15 protein-coding genes are annotated in these 13,899 nt (G+C 60.1%); 14 read left to right on the top strand and 1 reads right to left on the bottom strand.

The annotated features are described in order from the left end of the window. The first annotated feature begins 17 nt into the window (after positions 1–17). Positions 18–1,121 (top strand): D-alanine--D-alanine ligase family protein, encoded by a 1,104-nt coding sequence (locus CRD13_RS01905; RefSeq protein WP_049171570.1) that lies wholly within the window; start codon positions 18–20, stop codon positions 1,119–1,121. Between the two features lie 10 nt (positions 1,122–1,131). On the opposite strand, the gene CRD13_RS01900 is transcribed toward CRD13_RS01905, so the two are convergent. Beyond that, entirely contained in the window at positions 1,132–2,112 is a 981-nt protein-coding gene (locus CRD13_RS01900) for a DUF3515 domain-containing protein (protein WP_048735456.1), read from the bottom strand. Between the two features lie 111 nt (positions 2,113–2,223). On the opposite strand from CRD13_RS01900, the gene CRD13_RS01895 reads away from it, so the two are divergent. The 13 genes from CRD13_RS01895 to CRD13_RS01835 are packed head-to-tail and all read left to right on the top strand — an operon-like array spanning position 2,224 to position 13,700. Further along, on the top strand, positions 2,224–3,180 hold the full coding sequence (locus CRD13_RS01895) for a thiamine-phosphate kinase (protein ID WP_070643959.1): 957 nt from the start codon (positions 2,224–2,226) through the stop codon (positions 3,178–3,180). A 37-nt stretch (positions 3,181–3,217) separates the two neighbouring features. Beyond that, positions 3,218–3,883, top strand: a complete 666-nt coding sequence (locus CRD13_RS01890; protein ID WP_187401198.1) for a uracil-DNA glycosylase — start codon at positions 3,218–3,220, stop codon at positions 3,881–3,883. A gap of 6 nt (positions 3,884–3,889) precedes the next feature. Further along, positions 3,890–5,416 carry a DAK2 domain-containing protein gene (locus tag CRD13_RS01885; RefSeq protein ID WP_149420978.1) on the top strand — a complete coding sequence of 509 codons (1,527 nt, stop codon included), beginning with the start codon at positions 3,890–3,892 and terminating at the stop codon, positions 5,414–5,416. 4 nt (positions 5,417–5,420) lie between these two features. Next, entirely contained in the window at positions 5,421–7,571 is a 2,151-nt protein-coding gene (locus tag CRD13_RS01880; protein ID WP_149420977.1) for an ATP-dependent DNA helicase RecG, read from the top strand. Between the two features lie 24 nt (positions 7,572–7,595). Then, entirely contained in the window at positions 7,596–7,868 is a 273-nt protein-coding gene (locus CRD13_RS01875) for an acetyl-CoA carboxylase biotin carboxyl carrier protein subunit (protein ID WP_049171558.1), read from the top strand. Then, positions 7,869–8,435: a 16S rRNA (guanine(966)-N(2))-methyltransferase RsmD gene (gene rsmD, locus CRD13_RS01870; RefSeq protein ID WP_049189536.1), complete on the top strand. Its 567-nt coding sequence runs from the start codon at positions 7,869–7,871 to the stop codon at positions 8,433–8,435. A gap of 45 nt (positions 8,436–8,480) precedes the next feature. Beyond that, positions 8,481–8,954 (top strand): pantetheine-phosphate adenylyltransferase, encoded by a 474-nt coding sequence (gene coaD / locus CRD13_RS01865; RefSeq protein ID WP_049189535.1) that lies wholly within the window; start codon positions 8,481–8,483, stop codon positions 8,952–8,954. A 10-nt stretch (positions 8,955–8,964) separates the two neighbouring features. After that, the gene (locus tag CRD13_RS01860; protein ID WP_049171555.1) at positions 8,965–9,726 is read left to right on the top strand and encodes a DivIVA domain-containing protein; all 762 of its coding nucleotides are present in this window, start codon (positions 8,965–8,967) and stop codon (positions 9,724–9,726) included. A 29-nt stretch (positions 9,727–9,755) separates the two neighbouring features. Then, positions 9,756–10,316 (top strand): DUF177 domain-containing protein, encoded by a 561-nt coding sequence (locus tag CRD13_RS01855; protein ID WP_048735478.1) that lies wholly within the window; start codon positions 9,756–9,758, stop codon positions 10,314–10,316. Positions 10,317–10,358: 42 nt separating this feature from the next. Continuing rightward, positions 10,359–11,087 carry a ribonuclease III gene (rnc, locus tag CRD13_RS01850; protein WP_049189534.1) on the top strand — a complete coding sequence of 243 codons (729 nt, stop codon included), beginning with the start codon at positions 10,359–10,361 and terminating at the stop codon, positions 11,085–11,087. Continuing rightward, a complete protein-coding gene (gene mutM / locus CRD13_RS01845) occupies positions 11,087–11,950 on the top strand; it encodes a bifunctional DNA-formamidopyrimidine glycosylase/DNA-(apurinic or apyrimidinic site) lyase (RefSeq protein WP_070595145.1) in 864 nt (287 codons plus the stop codon). Before rnc ends, mutM begins: the two co-directional genes overlap by 1 nt. A gap of 18 nt (positions 11,951–11,968) precedes the next feature. Next, entirely contained in the window at positions 11,969–13,429 is a 1,461-nt protein-coding gene (locus CRD13_RS01840; protein ID WP_070827420.1) for a sodium:alanine symporter family protein, read from the top strand. Then, positions 13,419–13,700, top strand: coding sequence for an acylphosphatase (locus CRD13_RS01835; protein WP_069358780.1), 282 nt, complete (start codon positions 13,419–13,421; stop codon positions 13,698–13,700). Before CRD13_RS01840 ends, CRD13_RS01835 begins: the two co-directional genes overlap by 11 nt. Positions 13,701–13,899 lie beyond the last annotated feature (199 nt).

Here is a 13,899-nt window from a genome sequence, read left to right as displayed (position 1 = left end):
GGCTAAACTTAGTCACCATGACTTCGTCGAATAGCTCGTCTGCAGATCGCATTTCCGTCGCCGTCATCTACGGCGGCGCAAGCCCTGAACACAGTGTTTCCTGTGTCTCGGCCGGCGCAATTATGGATCACCTGGATGAAGACCGCTTCCGAGTGGTTCCCATTGGTATTACCAAGGATGGTGTCTGGACCGTCGGCACGCGTGAGACGGATACGCTGCGCACGCAGGGGCGTACGATGCCTGAGGTCATCCCGGGCGAGGAGGTTGCGCTGAGCACCTCGCCGTCACGCCGCGGTGAATTCCGCTTCGTCACCGGTGATCGCGCCGGCGAGGTTTTCGACACCGTCGACGTTATCTTCCCGGTCCTCCACGGTCCGCACGGCGAGGACGGCACGATTCAGGGGCTCTTTGAGCTTTCCGGCATTGCTTATGTCGGCCCGGGCGTGCTCGCTTCCGCTGCGGGAATGGATAAGGAACGCACGAAGAATCTCTTGCAGGCAGCGGGGCTTCCTATTGGCAAGCAGGTTGTTTTGCATGTCGGCGAGTCGCTTTCCGACGAGGACAAGGAGACCCTTGGCCTGCCGGTGTTCGTTAAACCTGCCCGTGGTGGATCGTCGATTGGTATCTCCCGCGTCGATGATTGGGCGAATCTGGATGCGGCGGTAGAGCTGGCCCGAGAGCACGACTGGAAGGTCATTGTAGAGGCCGGTGTAGACGGCGCCGAAGTGGAGATTGGTGTGCTGCAGCGCGCTGACGGCAGCCTGCAGGTATCAGTTCCGTCGTTGCTGCGTGGCACGGAGGACTCTGACGAGGGCTTCTACGGTTTTGAGACCAAGTACTTGGATGATGTCGTCTCGGCGCAGATCCCGGCTGAGCTGCCGGAGGATGTTTTGAAGGCACTGGACACGGATGCTCGTCGGGCGTTCAGGGCACTGGGCTCTGATGGGCTGACTCGCGTGGACTTCTTTGTCACGGATAATGGCCCGATTATCAATGAGGTCAACACCATGCCGGGCTTTACCCCGATTTCGATGTACCCGCAGATGTTTGCGGCTTCCGGTGTTGCCTACGAGGAGCTGCTCAGCGCCCTGATTGAGCGGGCGCTAGTAGCTCGTCGATAGAAGTTGGTTCTTACTTTTCTTCGCTCGGCGAGATGTTCTCCAGGTTGTCCGCGATGACCGAGGAGAGCACCGGCATCAGTGAGCTGGCCTCCGACATCGGCATTTCAACGGCGACGAAGCGCTCCCGGCCCATGGCGTACCAGGTGGCGGAGGTACCGGAGGAAAGCGTTGGTTCGTTGAACCAGACAATGTCGCCAACCTGCGTCAGCTGCTGCGTGGTGGTGCTATAGCCAGCCGGCTCGTCGACACCACAGCGCAGCACCACCGGATCGGCTGGGGTGCCGCCCCAAATGACCATGTCCTTCGGCATGTCAGCCGGCATTTCCTCTGTGCTCAGACGGTGACGGTTGCCAAGCTCGCGGGGGAGGGCAGCCTCCAAGCCGCTGCAGCGCCTATCAGCTTCCGGAGCTGCCAGTTCTACCAGTGGGACGCCGCCGCGCTCCGGCTTGTTCTTGTACGCGGAGTCCGGGCGCAGCGCCTCGGCGAGGTCACTCAGGGCATCCTCCGCCTCTGCATTTCCTTCGGCGGTAATTGCAACAACCGGTTCGCGCCCGACGGTGAACCAAGTCGCCAAAGACTCGTCGGTACTGTCGACAACACGCAGCCACGAAATGCCCTTGACCTCTTCGGTCTTAGCCAGTTCGTTGTACTGGCTAGGTACGTTCGCGCCACAGCGCAGCGTGATGCGGTCTTGTTCCAAGTTTCGGTACACAGCGGCACCTTCTGGAGCTGGCTCTGCAATGTCGGCGCGAACCAGACCTGCGGCGCGATCTGGCAGTCGGTCGAGCAGTTCCGCACACTCGGGCGAGTCATTGGCGGGGAGCTCCGGGTTGGAAATCGCGACTGGCTTTGTCGCCTGATTATCCTGGTAAATCTTTGCGGCAAAAATGATGCCGAGGATAGAGATAATGGCGATAGCGAGTGCGATGCCCGCGCGTGTCCGGCTACCCTTGGACTGAACTGTTTCTCCCGATGGGGGTGCGTCTACCATGGGCCTGATTCTACGTTGTCCGGTACCAACTCCAATTGGTTGGGGGCAATACCGAGACGGGTTCCGCTATTAACGGTTAACCATCGACTATTAGGAATGTGACTCGACACTGTGACTGAATTGACCATTGGCGATATTGGCGAGTTTGGGGTCATTGAGGCCATCCGGGCTATCGCCCCGTCGGCACGCAATGGCGACGATGCCGCCGTCTTGACACAGACAACCCCCAACGCCCGTTTTGTCACTTCCACCGACATGTTGGTGGAAGGGCGCCATTTCCGCCTGGACTGGTCGACACCTCAGCAAGTTGGAGCTAAGGCCGCAGTACAGAACTTCGCCGATATCGAATCGATGGGTGCGCGTCCAACGGCCATGCTTTTCGCCATCTCAGCACCGTTGCATACTCCGGTGAGTGTGGTCACCGGTATCGCCGAGGGGTTGTGGCAGGAAGGCAAGCAATGTCCGGCGGAGCTCGTCGGTGGTGACATGGTCAGCGGAGATTCTCTGGTGATTTCCATCAGTGCGATGGGCGAACTCGGTGGGCTTGGGCGGCCGCTGCTGCGCTCAGCGGCACGCGCGGGGGATACGGTGATTGCGTCGGGACGCATCGGCTACTCTGCTGCGGGCCTTGCGCTGCTGCAGCACTGCGGAAGCCCGGCGAGGGTTCCGAGTGAGTTTGCGCAGCTGGTGGCAGCACACTGTACGCCCGAATTTGAATATCGCAGGGGTGCCACGGCGCGAGCCACAGGTGTGCGTTCACTGACGGACAATTCCGATGGACTGGTGGTGGATCTCCGCGCTATTGCGCAGGCCTCCAGGGTTACTTTGGAAGTTGACAGCAGTGCTATTGCGCCCGATGAGTTGCAGATTGCCGCTGGTGAATACCTGGGCATCGACCCGTGGGAGTGGGTGCTCACCGGAGGGGAGGACCATACACTGATCGGTTCGACGCCGGGGGAGCCTCCGACGGGGTTCCGCGCTATCGGTACGGTGTCGAAGGAAAAGTTCGATTCGGTGCTTATCGACGGCAAACCTCCTGCCCGCGATGCCGGTTGGGTTTCCTTTTAAGAGTTCGAAGAGGTTTTGAGAAGAAAGGCTGCATGACATGGATCCGTTGCCGGTCGAAGAAGGGTGGCAGAAGGTGCTGGAGCCAGTGGCCGATGACATCCACCGGATGGGGCAGTTCCTGCGCGAGGAGAACGCGGCCGGCTACGGTTACCTGCCCGCGGGCACCGATGTGCTGCGCGCCTTTACTTATCCATTCGATGAGGTCAAGGTGCTCATTATCGGTCAGGACCCGTACCCGACCCCGGGGCATGCGATGGGGCTTAGCTTCTCGGTCCAGCCGGATGTGAAGCCGGTACCGCGGTCGTTGGCGAATATTTTTAAGGAGTACTCCTCCGACCTGGGGCTCCCGGCTCCCTCCAACGGTGACCTCACTCCGTGGAGTAGGCAGGGCGTGGCCCTGTTCAACCGTGTACTGACCGTGCGCCCGGGTGCTGCTGCCTCGCACCGCGGTAAGGGCTGGGAGGCAATCACGGAGCATGCCATCAAAGCATTGGTCGCCCGTGATCAGCCTCTCGTGGCCATTCTGTGGGGACGCGACGCGCAGAGTTTGCAGCGTTGGCTCCCCGGCGTGGACTGCATCTGTTCGCCGCACCCGTCACCGCTGTCGGCATCCCGTGGGTTCTTCGGGTCGCGTCCGTTCAGCCGGGCCAATGAGTCGCTGATTCGTCAGGGAGCTACCCCTATCGACTGGACGCTAGAATAGGAATTCATGTCTTTGCAGATTGGTTCTGCCGCCATTGTCGGCTGGGTTGCCCGGGGGATTGACGCGCTTCAATCCCGCCGCGATGAGATCAACAGTCTCAATGTCTTCCCAGTACCGGATTCCGATACCGGGTCGAATATGCTCGCGACGTTGAGTTCGGCCTATGAGGAAGCGCAAAAGGCTGACGCTTCCGATGTTCGCGCAGTCACCGCGGCCCTAGCTGCCGGTGCAGTGCGCGGCGCCCGCGGTAATTCGGGCACTGTGCTCTCGCAGGTTTTTCGCGCGGTGGCTGAGGCTGCCTCCGGTAGTGGCATTGGCGTTGAGTCGGTACAACACTCGCTAAAGCTAGCTGTGCAACATGTTTCCCAAGCGATTGCCAATCCGGTGGAGGGCACGATTCTGACAGTCCTGCGGCACGCCGCGATTGCCGCGGAGGAATTTGAGGGCGACTCGATTGAGGAGCTCGCCGACACGATCGCGGATGCCGCTCGCGATGCGCTGGCGAAAACCCCCAGCCAGCTCCCGGCACTGCAGCAGGCGGGCGTGGTCGACGCCGGCGGCGCGGGGTTGGTCATTCTGCTCGACGCGCTTGCCGACGAAGTCAGCGGCCGCGCAGCCGCACCGGTCGATTTGCATGTCGACGCGCCACACGTAGCCACCGTTGAGATGGAGGTCATGTACCTGATTTCCTTGGCGGATACCCAGGCGGTGGAAGCGCTGCGAGAGCGGTTGAACCCGCTGGGCAATTCGCTCATCATCGCAGGTGATGCTGGTAATGCGCAGACCGCGCAGTACATGGTGCATATCCACACAGTGGAGCCGGGCGCGGTTATCGAGGCAGCACTTGACTTCGGTCGTCCGGAACGCATCCGTATCGAGGTGCTCGATGAGCCGGAGACAACACCTGACTCCACTCGCATCCTCATTGCGGTAGTGCCGGATGGTCCGCTGAATGATCTCATCACCTCCTCTGGGGCGATTGCTATCAGCCCGACCCCCGCTCCGACTCCCACATCCACTCCCACAGATCGCGCAGCCATCGCCGACCAGGAGTTCGCTGACAATGTGGTCACCAAGGCACTGACTGCCATGAGGGGCGCGGACGAGGTTATCCTGCTGCCAAATGGGCTGGTTAGCGACCAGGAATTGGCGGATATCGAATTCGCTGCTGCTGCGGCTAATCCGACTCTCGCGGTAGTGTCCACAGACTCCATTCCGGCTGGCCTTGCTGCCTTGGCCGTGCATTCGGCTGAGCTGCCGCTGGCGGTTGCTGCGTATGCGATGGGAGAGGCTGCCAATGGCACGCGAACGGCTGTAGTCGCTGCGGACGTCGATAAGCCCCTGGCTGACGCGCTCACAGAGACCATCTCAGACCTGTTGGCTGGCGGCGGGGAACTAGTGACTCTGCTGCTCGGGCGCGGAGCTGAGGGCGTGGACATAGCGCAAGTGCGGGCGCGGCTGGACAAGCCTGTGGAGGTCGTAGCCTATGATGCGACCGGCATCGATGAGCTGGTGCAGGTAGGAATCGAGTAGCGCGATGCTCGGATGGCTCGGCTCGGATTATGCGCGCACGCCCCTGAATATCGTGGTGGGGCCAAAGATTGCGAAGAAACTCCACACGGCTTTCGGTATGGAGACCGTCTCGGATGCGCTGACGAATTTCCCGAAGCGCTACGTGGCGCAGGGTAAGAGCTTAGATGTGTCATTTTCCGACATTGGCGACACCATCACCACAGTCGTGGAGGTGCACAGCATTTCGCCAGCGCCCGCCTTCGCAGACCGACGCAAGCCACTGAAAATCTATGTCAGCGACGGCGTACGCATTCTTCCGGCCGCGATTTTCGGTGCCGAATGGCTGCGCAATATGCTGCACCCCGGTGTGCGTCTGCTCATTGTTGGCACGCTCAGCGAGTTCCGCAATGAGCTGCAGCTGAAAAATGTTGACTGCATGGTGCTCAAAGCCGACGGTTCGGTAGGCGCAGCCACTGGCAAGCTGGCCACGCTGACGAAGACAGCCAAGGGGATTGCGGAGATGCAGCGGTTGCTGACGCGTCCTTACTTGCCCATTTACCGTGGCCGCAAAGGAGTAGCGGGTATTCACCTGGCTCTGTACATGCAGCGCATCCTCGAATGGTTGCCGCTGCAGCCAGACCCGTTGCCCGCCGCACCGGAGGGACTTACCGATTTCGATTCCGCGCTGCGTGGCGCACACTTTCCCTCCATCGCGGGCCCCGACATCGCACTTGCCCGACTGAAGTACGACGAAGCGCTTGAGCTCCAGCTCGCCGTTGGTGCACGCAAGCGTACTCAAGCGAGCCTCACCGCTCCGGCCTGCATGGAAGTCGCCGGGGGACTTCGCGGCGAGCTACGCCGAGGGTTGCCGTTTTCGCTTACCGACGGTCAGGTCGCGGTCGCAGCCGATATTGCGGACGATATGTCGCAGCCCAGCCCAATGAACCGCCTGCTAGCAGGTGAAGTCGGCTCGGGTAAGACCGTGGTGGCCCTACTGGGAATGCTGCAAGCAGTCGATTCCAGCAGGCAGTGCGCGATGCTGGCGCCGACGGAAGTCCTGGCCCAACAGCACTACCGATCGCTGACAGCGATGCTGGAGCAAGCCGGAGTAGCAGTGACTGTACGACTGTTGACGGGATCGATGTCGACGAAGGAGCGCCGGGCAACCCTGTTGGAGGCAGTCAACGGGGAGGCTGACATTGTCGTCGGCACGCATGCCCTGCTCAGTGAGGGCGTGGAGTTCTTCGATCTCGGGCTGGTGGTCGTCGATGAGCAGCACCGCTTTGGTGTGCGCCAGCGCGATCAGCTGCGAAGCAGGGGACGGGGTGGAATGACACCGCATCTGTTGGTGATGTCGGCAACCCCGATTCCGCGCACGGTAGCGATGACCATTTTTGGCGACCTCGCAGTTTCGCAGTTGACGGAATTGCCACGGGGACGTCAGGAAATCCAATCCTTTGTCGTACCGACGCTGGAGAAACCCCGCTGGGAGGCACGAACCTGGGAGCGCATTGGGGAAGAAGTGGCCAAGGGCAACCGCGCCTTCATTGTCTGTCCCCGCATTACCCGCGATGAGGAACAGTTCCTCGACGAGTCCGTGGAGGCGGTGTTCGACCGAGCGAGGAAAAAACTGCCCGGTGTACGTATCAGTCAGTTGCACGGCAATATGGCACCGGAGGACAAAGACCGCGTGATGCAGGCCTTTGCCACAGGACAGCTGGATGTGCTGGTGTCCACCACAGTTATCGAAGTCGGCGTGGATGTACCAGAGGCCACGATCATGATGATTCGCCGCGCCGAGAGCTACGGTATCTCGCAGATTCACCAGCTGCGCGGTCGTGTCGGCCGTGGTGACCGTGGTGGCCTGTGCTTCCTATGTACACACACGCATTCGCAGACACCGGAGCGCACCCGGCTGGACCGCATTGCCGCCACCACCGACGGCATTCAACTGGCGGAGCTGGACCTGGCCACGCGTAGTTTCGGCGATCTGCTCGGCGATGACCAATCGGGACTGGCAACCGGCCTCGGCCTGGTGGACCTCATCACCGACGGCGAAATCATCGAGCGCACCCGACATGATGCCATGGCTCTTCTCGATGTTGATGAGAGGCTTGTGGGAGAGCTTATCTCCGATATCGATGAAGAGCAGTCGAACTACTTGGACCGCTCCTAGTAAGACCAAAGTAGACTGTTGGGCATGGTAGATGTCTGTGCACCTTTTGCAGGAGTAGTCCGCTGGGAGGTCGCCGAGAAAGACTCGGTGACGACCGGTCAGGTTATTGCGGTCGTGGAGGCCGTCAAGCTAGAAGCGCCGGTTTTAGCGCCCTGCCCGGGCACGGTCGCGGAGGTGGCGGCAGATCAATTTGTGGATGTCGAAGGCGGTCAGCTGCTGGCAAGAATCACGCCAGCAACTCACAGCGCCACGGCACAGCACAACGGCAACGAGAACACATCGCACGAAGGGAAGTAGATGACCCGCATTATTGCAGGTGAGGCACGCGGTCGTAGGCTAGTCGCGCCTAAGGGAGAGACCACTCGGCCAACTAGTGACCGCGCGAAGGAAGCCATCTTTTCCTCCTGGTCCACACGCTTTGGGCTAGAGGGAACTCGCGTTCTCGACCTGTTTGCTGGCTCGGGTGCGCTCGGTTTGGAAGCGGCTTCTCGCGGCGCGCGTTCCGTCGTGTTGGTGGAAAACGATCCGAACGCCATTGCCGCTATTGAAAAGAACATTCGCACCGTGGGGCATCCCGATGTGGCCCTGTCTCCGATGAAAGTGTCGTCGTACCTTGCGGGCGCGCCGGGCGAGCCTTTTGACCGCGTCATCGCGGATCCGCCCTATGAGTTGGTGGGGGAGGCCGTTACAGAGATGCTCGAGGCGCTGCGTAGCTTCCTCGCGCCGGGCGCGGTCGTGACTGTGGAGCGTCACCGCGATGACGAGGAGACGCAGTGGCCCGAGGGCTACGAACAGCTCCAGCAGAAGCTGAAGCGTCGCATTCACGGTTTGGCGCGCTTCGACACCGCTATCTACAACGCTTAACGTTCTTCTTTACGCTTTACGACGGCCAAAGGTGGTTTGACCTCTATGACTCACGCATGCTGCCCCGGTTCCTACGATCCCATGACCTCTGGTCACCTCGATGTGATTGAGCGTGCCGCGCGCCAATTCGATCAGGTGACCGTGCTGGTTACCCACAACCCGAATAAGCAGGGCATGTTCAATGTCGAAGAGCGCATGGACCTCATTCGGCAGTGCACGCAGCACTTGGACAATGTGCAGGTGGACTCCTGGTCGAAGCTGTTGGTTGACTACACCTCCGCGCAGGGCATCTCCTGCCTGGTCAAGGGGCTGCGCTCGGCGGCGGACTACGAGTACGAGGCTCCCATGGCGCAGATGAATCGGCGCATGACGGGCATTGAGACTCTCTTTGTGGAAGCTGATCCGAAGTACGGTCATGTGTCGTCGACACTGATGAAGGAAGTTGTTCGCTACGGCGGTTCGGTGGAAGGGCTAGTTCCTGAGCCTGTCTTGCACGCCCTGCAGCGCCGACTGAAGTAGCATGTAAGTCATGTTTCGCGTCTTCGAATCTCTTGATGAACTGGTCCAGATCCTAGAAGAGGCACACGGCGTGCCACTGTCGGCCAATTGTATGGTTCCGCGTCAGCGTGTTCTCGAGTTGCTCGATGAGCTGAGGGATGCTTTCCCGGCTGAGCTCGATGACGCGCAGGATGTCTTGGACCAGCGGGATGAGATTATCAACGATGCTGAAGCCCGGGCGAACAACACCATTTCGACTGCGGATGAAGAAGCCCATCGCATTGTCGACGAGGCCGAGGCCCGCGCTAACCACACCGTCGAGGATGCCAATGCCCACGCAGCTGGCACCGTCGCGGCCGCTGAGGACGACGCCCGTCGCCTCCGCGAGGATGCTCAGCACGAGTACGACAGCATTGTGGATCGTGCTTCTGCCGAGTCCGATCGCCTGATTCACGCTGGTAACGAATCCTACGAGCGTTCCGTTGCGGAAGGCCGCGAGGAGCAGGCTCGCCTGGTCGCTGAGTCAACGGTCGTCCGCGAAGCCAACGACGAGGCGAATCGTCTGCTTTCCGACGCACACGCGGATTCCTCTCGCCTCCGTGAAGAGTGTGACCGCTACGTTGATTCCAAGCTCGCCGAGTTTGAACAGACTCTCCAGGAGACCCTGCGTAATGTCGGTCGCAATCGCTCGGTACTGCGTTCGGGGGCCGGTGCCGTCGGCGGTGGTGCAGGGGCACAGAGCGCGCCGTCTTCCTTCTCCGAGGGGCAGGAACGCCGCCGGTACGAGCGTTAGCGCATCTTCGGGGTAGACTGAGGTCTATCATGACTGACTCATCCCCATTTGTTCTGGACGTTTCGACATGTCTGCAGGGCGGCATGCCCGAGCAGTTCCGCAAGGTAGGCGATAGCCCCGTCCGCGTTGGTGTCGAGATGATTGGCATCGCCGCTGGCGAGGAGGTTGTCGTTGACGGCATTGTCACGAACCTCGGCAGTGGTGTCATGGTTGACGCGACTGTGACTGCCAAGGCCACCGGCGAGTGTGTCCGCTGCCTAGCCCCGCTGAATCCGGAGCTCAGCTTCCACATTTCGGCTGTCTTTTCCAACAACGAGGACTTCATCACAGGCGACGATGCCGAGGAAGAAGACCTTGAGGACGAAGTTGGCCAGATCGTCGACAATACGGTGGATATCACTCAAGCCGTCATCGATGAGGCGGGCTTGAATCTGCCCTTCAATCCGACCTGTCTGGATTTCGATTCCAGCTGTGCTGAGTCGGACTCAGAAGTGCCGGAGCCAGACGGCATCTCGGGTGAAGAGGAGCGCATTGATCCGCGTTGGGCTGGCCTGGCGGAAAAGTTTGGCTCGCTCGGCGACGAGAAGTAATCGACGACGACTTAGACGAAGACTTTAAAGGAGATATAACGGATGAGCCGCAAGCGTCGGCTAACCGGTGAGGCGGCTAGAAAGGCGGCTTTCGAGGCCGTCGATCACGCCCCGCTGCTGGAAAAACTCGGTGTTGAGCTATCAGAGGAGTCCCTGAAGCTCGCTTTGACCCACCGCAGTTTCGCGAATGAAAATGGCATGCTGACCAATAACGAGCGGCTAGAGTTCCTGGGCGACGCCGTGCTGGGCATGTGCGTTGCTGAAGAACTCTACCGTCGCTTCCCGGACCGCGCTGAGCAGGATATTTCCAAGATGCGCGCAGGTGTCGTGAACATGTACGCGCTGGCTGACCTGGCCCGCAGTATCGGGCTGGGAGAGCACATTCTCCTCGGCCGCGGTGAGAAGGCCACCGGTGGCGCGGATAAGCACTCGATTCTCGCGGACACCACCGAGGCGCTGCTGGGTGCTATTTACCTGCAGCATGGCTTCGAGGTTGCCCGCGAGACCGTGCTTCGCCTGTTCAACCAGATGATTGACGATGCCCCGACGGAGTCTCGCGGTCGGGACTGGAAGACGCTGTTGCAGGAGCGCCTGGCGGCCAAGCAACTACCGGCTGCCGAGTACACTGTGCGCACCACCGGCCCCGACCATGACCTAACTTTCTACGTCGACGTGCTGGTTGACGGCGTGGTTAAGGGCAGCGGTACCGGCGCCACGAAGAAGGAAGCCGAGATGCACGCCGCGCATCAGGCACATACTGCACTGGCATAATGCCCGAGCTTCCTGAAGTCGAGTCCGTACGCCGCGGTCTCGACACTTACGTCGTCGGTGGCCGCATCGACGATTCCTTCGTCTACAACGCTCGTGCCGTGCGGCGCCAACCCGGTGGTGCCGCAGAGTTTACCGGTCGTACGCGCGGGCGGACGGTTGTCGCTACGGATCGTCGTGGCAAGTTCATGTGGCTCACGCTTGACGACGACTCCGCAATCGCCATCCACCTGGGCATGAGCGGCCAATTGCGCGTGGAAGCTCCGTACACTCCCGATACGCTGCCTGGCCGTCACACCCGAGCCGCTTTCGACATCGCCCTGCCGGACGGCGCTCGGCACCTAATCAACTTCAACGATCAGCGCACCTTTGGTTGGGTCTGGGCCTGTGAAATGGTCGAATCCCATGGACGCGTGGTTCCGGAACCCGCAGCCAAGATCGCGCCCGATCTATTGGAGCCCACCGTCGATGTGGTTGCACTTGCACACCGCATGATGAAGTCGCGTTCACCGATCAAGGCCGTATTGCTCAACCAGAACATTGTGTCGGGTATCGGCAACATCTATGCCGACGAAATGCTTTGGGCGGCGAAGGTCGATGGTCGCGTGCCGGCGTGTGACCTTTCGGTCCGTCGTTTAGCGAAGCTTTTGCGCGAGGGACAATCCGTGCTCGAACGGGCGCTAGCGGCCGGCGGCACGAGCTTCGATGCGTTATATGTGCATGTCAACGGCGAAAGCGGCTATTTTGAGCGGAGCTTGAACGCCTATGGACAAGCGGGGGAGCCGTGCCCGAGGTGTGGGCGCGCAATTGTCCGTCTGCCATTTGGGAATAGATCGAGTTATCTGTGTCCCACCTGTCAGCGCTAGAATTTCCTTATGAGTTTCATGGAGCAAGCAACCGACTGGGTAAATGCTTGGAATGACAAGTACTGGCTGCTCATGATTGTTCTGCTGATTGGTACAGGTTTGTACTTCTGTTGGCGGACCATCATGGTGCAGATCCGGTACATCCCGGAGATGTTCAGGGCCATCACTGAAAAGCCCTCTGATATTTCTGAGGGCGTCAAGGGCATCTCGGCCTTTAAGGCCTTTACAATTTCGGCAGCCTCACGCGTGGGTACCGGAAACGTCGCAGGTGTGGCGGTGGCGATCACCACCGGTGGCCCTGGCGCGGTGTTTTGGATGTGGCTGCTCGCCGCGATTGGTGGCGCAACCAGCTTCGTGGAGTCTACGCTGGCACAGCTGTACAAGGTGCGGGATAAGGACTCTTACCGAGGCGGCCCGGCCTACTACATCACCAAGGGGCTAGGGGAGAACTGGCGCTGGATGGCCTCGCTGTTCGTCATCGCTATCACGGTGACCTACGGTTTCGTGTTCAACGCGGTGCAGTCCAACTCGATTACGGCGGCTGTGGCTCAGTCGACCGGGCAGGAGACACCGATCTTTAAGTTCTGTGTCGGTATCGTGCTGGCAATCTTGGCTGGTGTCATCATCTTCGGTGGTGTGCAGCGTATTTCGGCGGTGACGCAGATTGTCGTGCCGATTATGGCCGTGGCCTACATTATCCTCGGCCTGATTGTCTTGGCTCTCAACATCACCGAGGTGCCGGGCATGATCAAGCTGATTTTTGAGCACGCCTTCGGTATCCGTGAGATTGCTGGTGCTGCCGTCGGTACCGCCATGATGCAGGGTATTCGCCGCGGTCTGTTCTCCAATGAAGCCGGTATGGGTTCCACTCCGAATGCGGCGGCGACGGCATCGGTGTCGCACCCGGTCAAGCAGGGCCTCATTCAGACCATGGGCGTCTACTTCGATACCTGGGTCGTCTGTACCATCACCGCGGTTATCATCCTGCTGTCCGACCCGACTTTCGGCGGCGATGTAGAGGGCACCGCGCTGACTCAGACCGCGCTGTCAGCGCAGGTGGGTACGTGGGCTATCCACGCGGTTACGGTTATCATTTTCTTCCTTGCGTTCTCCTCGCTGGTGGGCAACTACTACTACGCCGAAGCAAATATCCCGTTCCTGTCTAAGAGCAAGGCTGTCCTGAATACCGTGCGCGTCCTGGTCATCCTGTGCGTTATTGGCGGAGCTGTCGGTTCCGTGCCGCTCGTCTGGTCGCTTGCAGATACTTTCTCCGCCCTCATGGCCACCATAAACATCATTGCCATTCTCCCGCTGGGTGGCGTCGCTGTCGCCCTGCTGAAGAACTACTCCGAGCAGAAGTCCAAGGGGCTCAATCCGGTATTCCACCGCGATGATCTGCCAAACCTCCGCGGCCACGACAAGATCGAGTGCTGGGACGGTTCCGACCCGATGACAGTGCGTGAGTCCGATGTCGCTTAACGACGTCCGCCTCACCGCGTGGGTACACGGTCGTGTTCAAGGTGTCGGTTTTCGCTGGTACACCCGCGCGACGGCTCTGGAGTTGGGGTTGGTTGGTTATGCCCAGAACTACCCGGATGGTCGGGTGTTAGTTGTTGCTGAAGGGCCACGGGCAGACTGTGAGAGTTTGCTCGCTTGGCTTGAGGGGCCGAATACTCCGGGCGATGTGACGGCAGTGGTGCCGTTATGGCAGGAACCGAAGGGTGCATTGAGCACGTTTGACCGTCGTTAAGGGGTGCCAACTGCCTTCCTCCCCCCCCATGTCGGTGTAGGAATCCGAAAAATTCGAAAACGTTCTATCCCTCGCTCTGCGCCATTGTTTTTACGCAGTTAGCGGGGGATTTTTCGTGTCTTGAGGTAGTCGATTGGGACGCTGAAGAGGTCTTAGAGCGCTGAACAACTACGCAAGTGAGAAAAAGAATACGTAAATA

It is taken from the genome of Corynebacterium sp. LK26 (assembly GCF_014335085.1).
Taxonomy (GTDB): Bacteria; Actinomycetota; Actinomycetes; order Mycobacteriales; family Mycobacteriaceae; genus Corynebacterium; species Corynebacterium jeikeium_D.
This window is presented reverse-complemented; position numbering and strand designations above follow the sequence as displayed.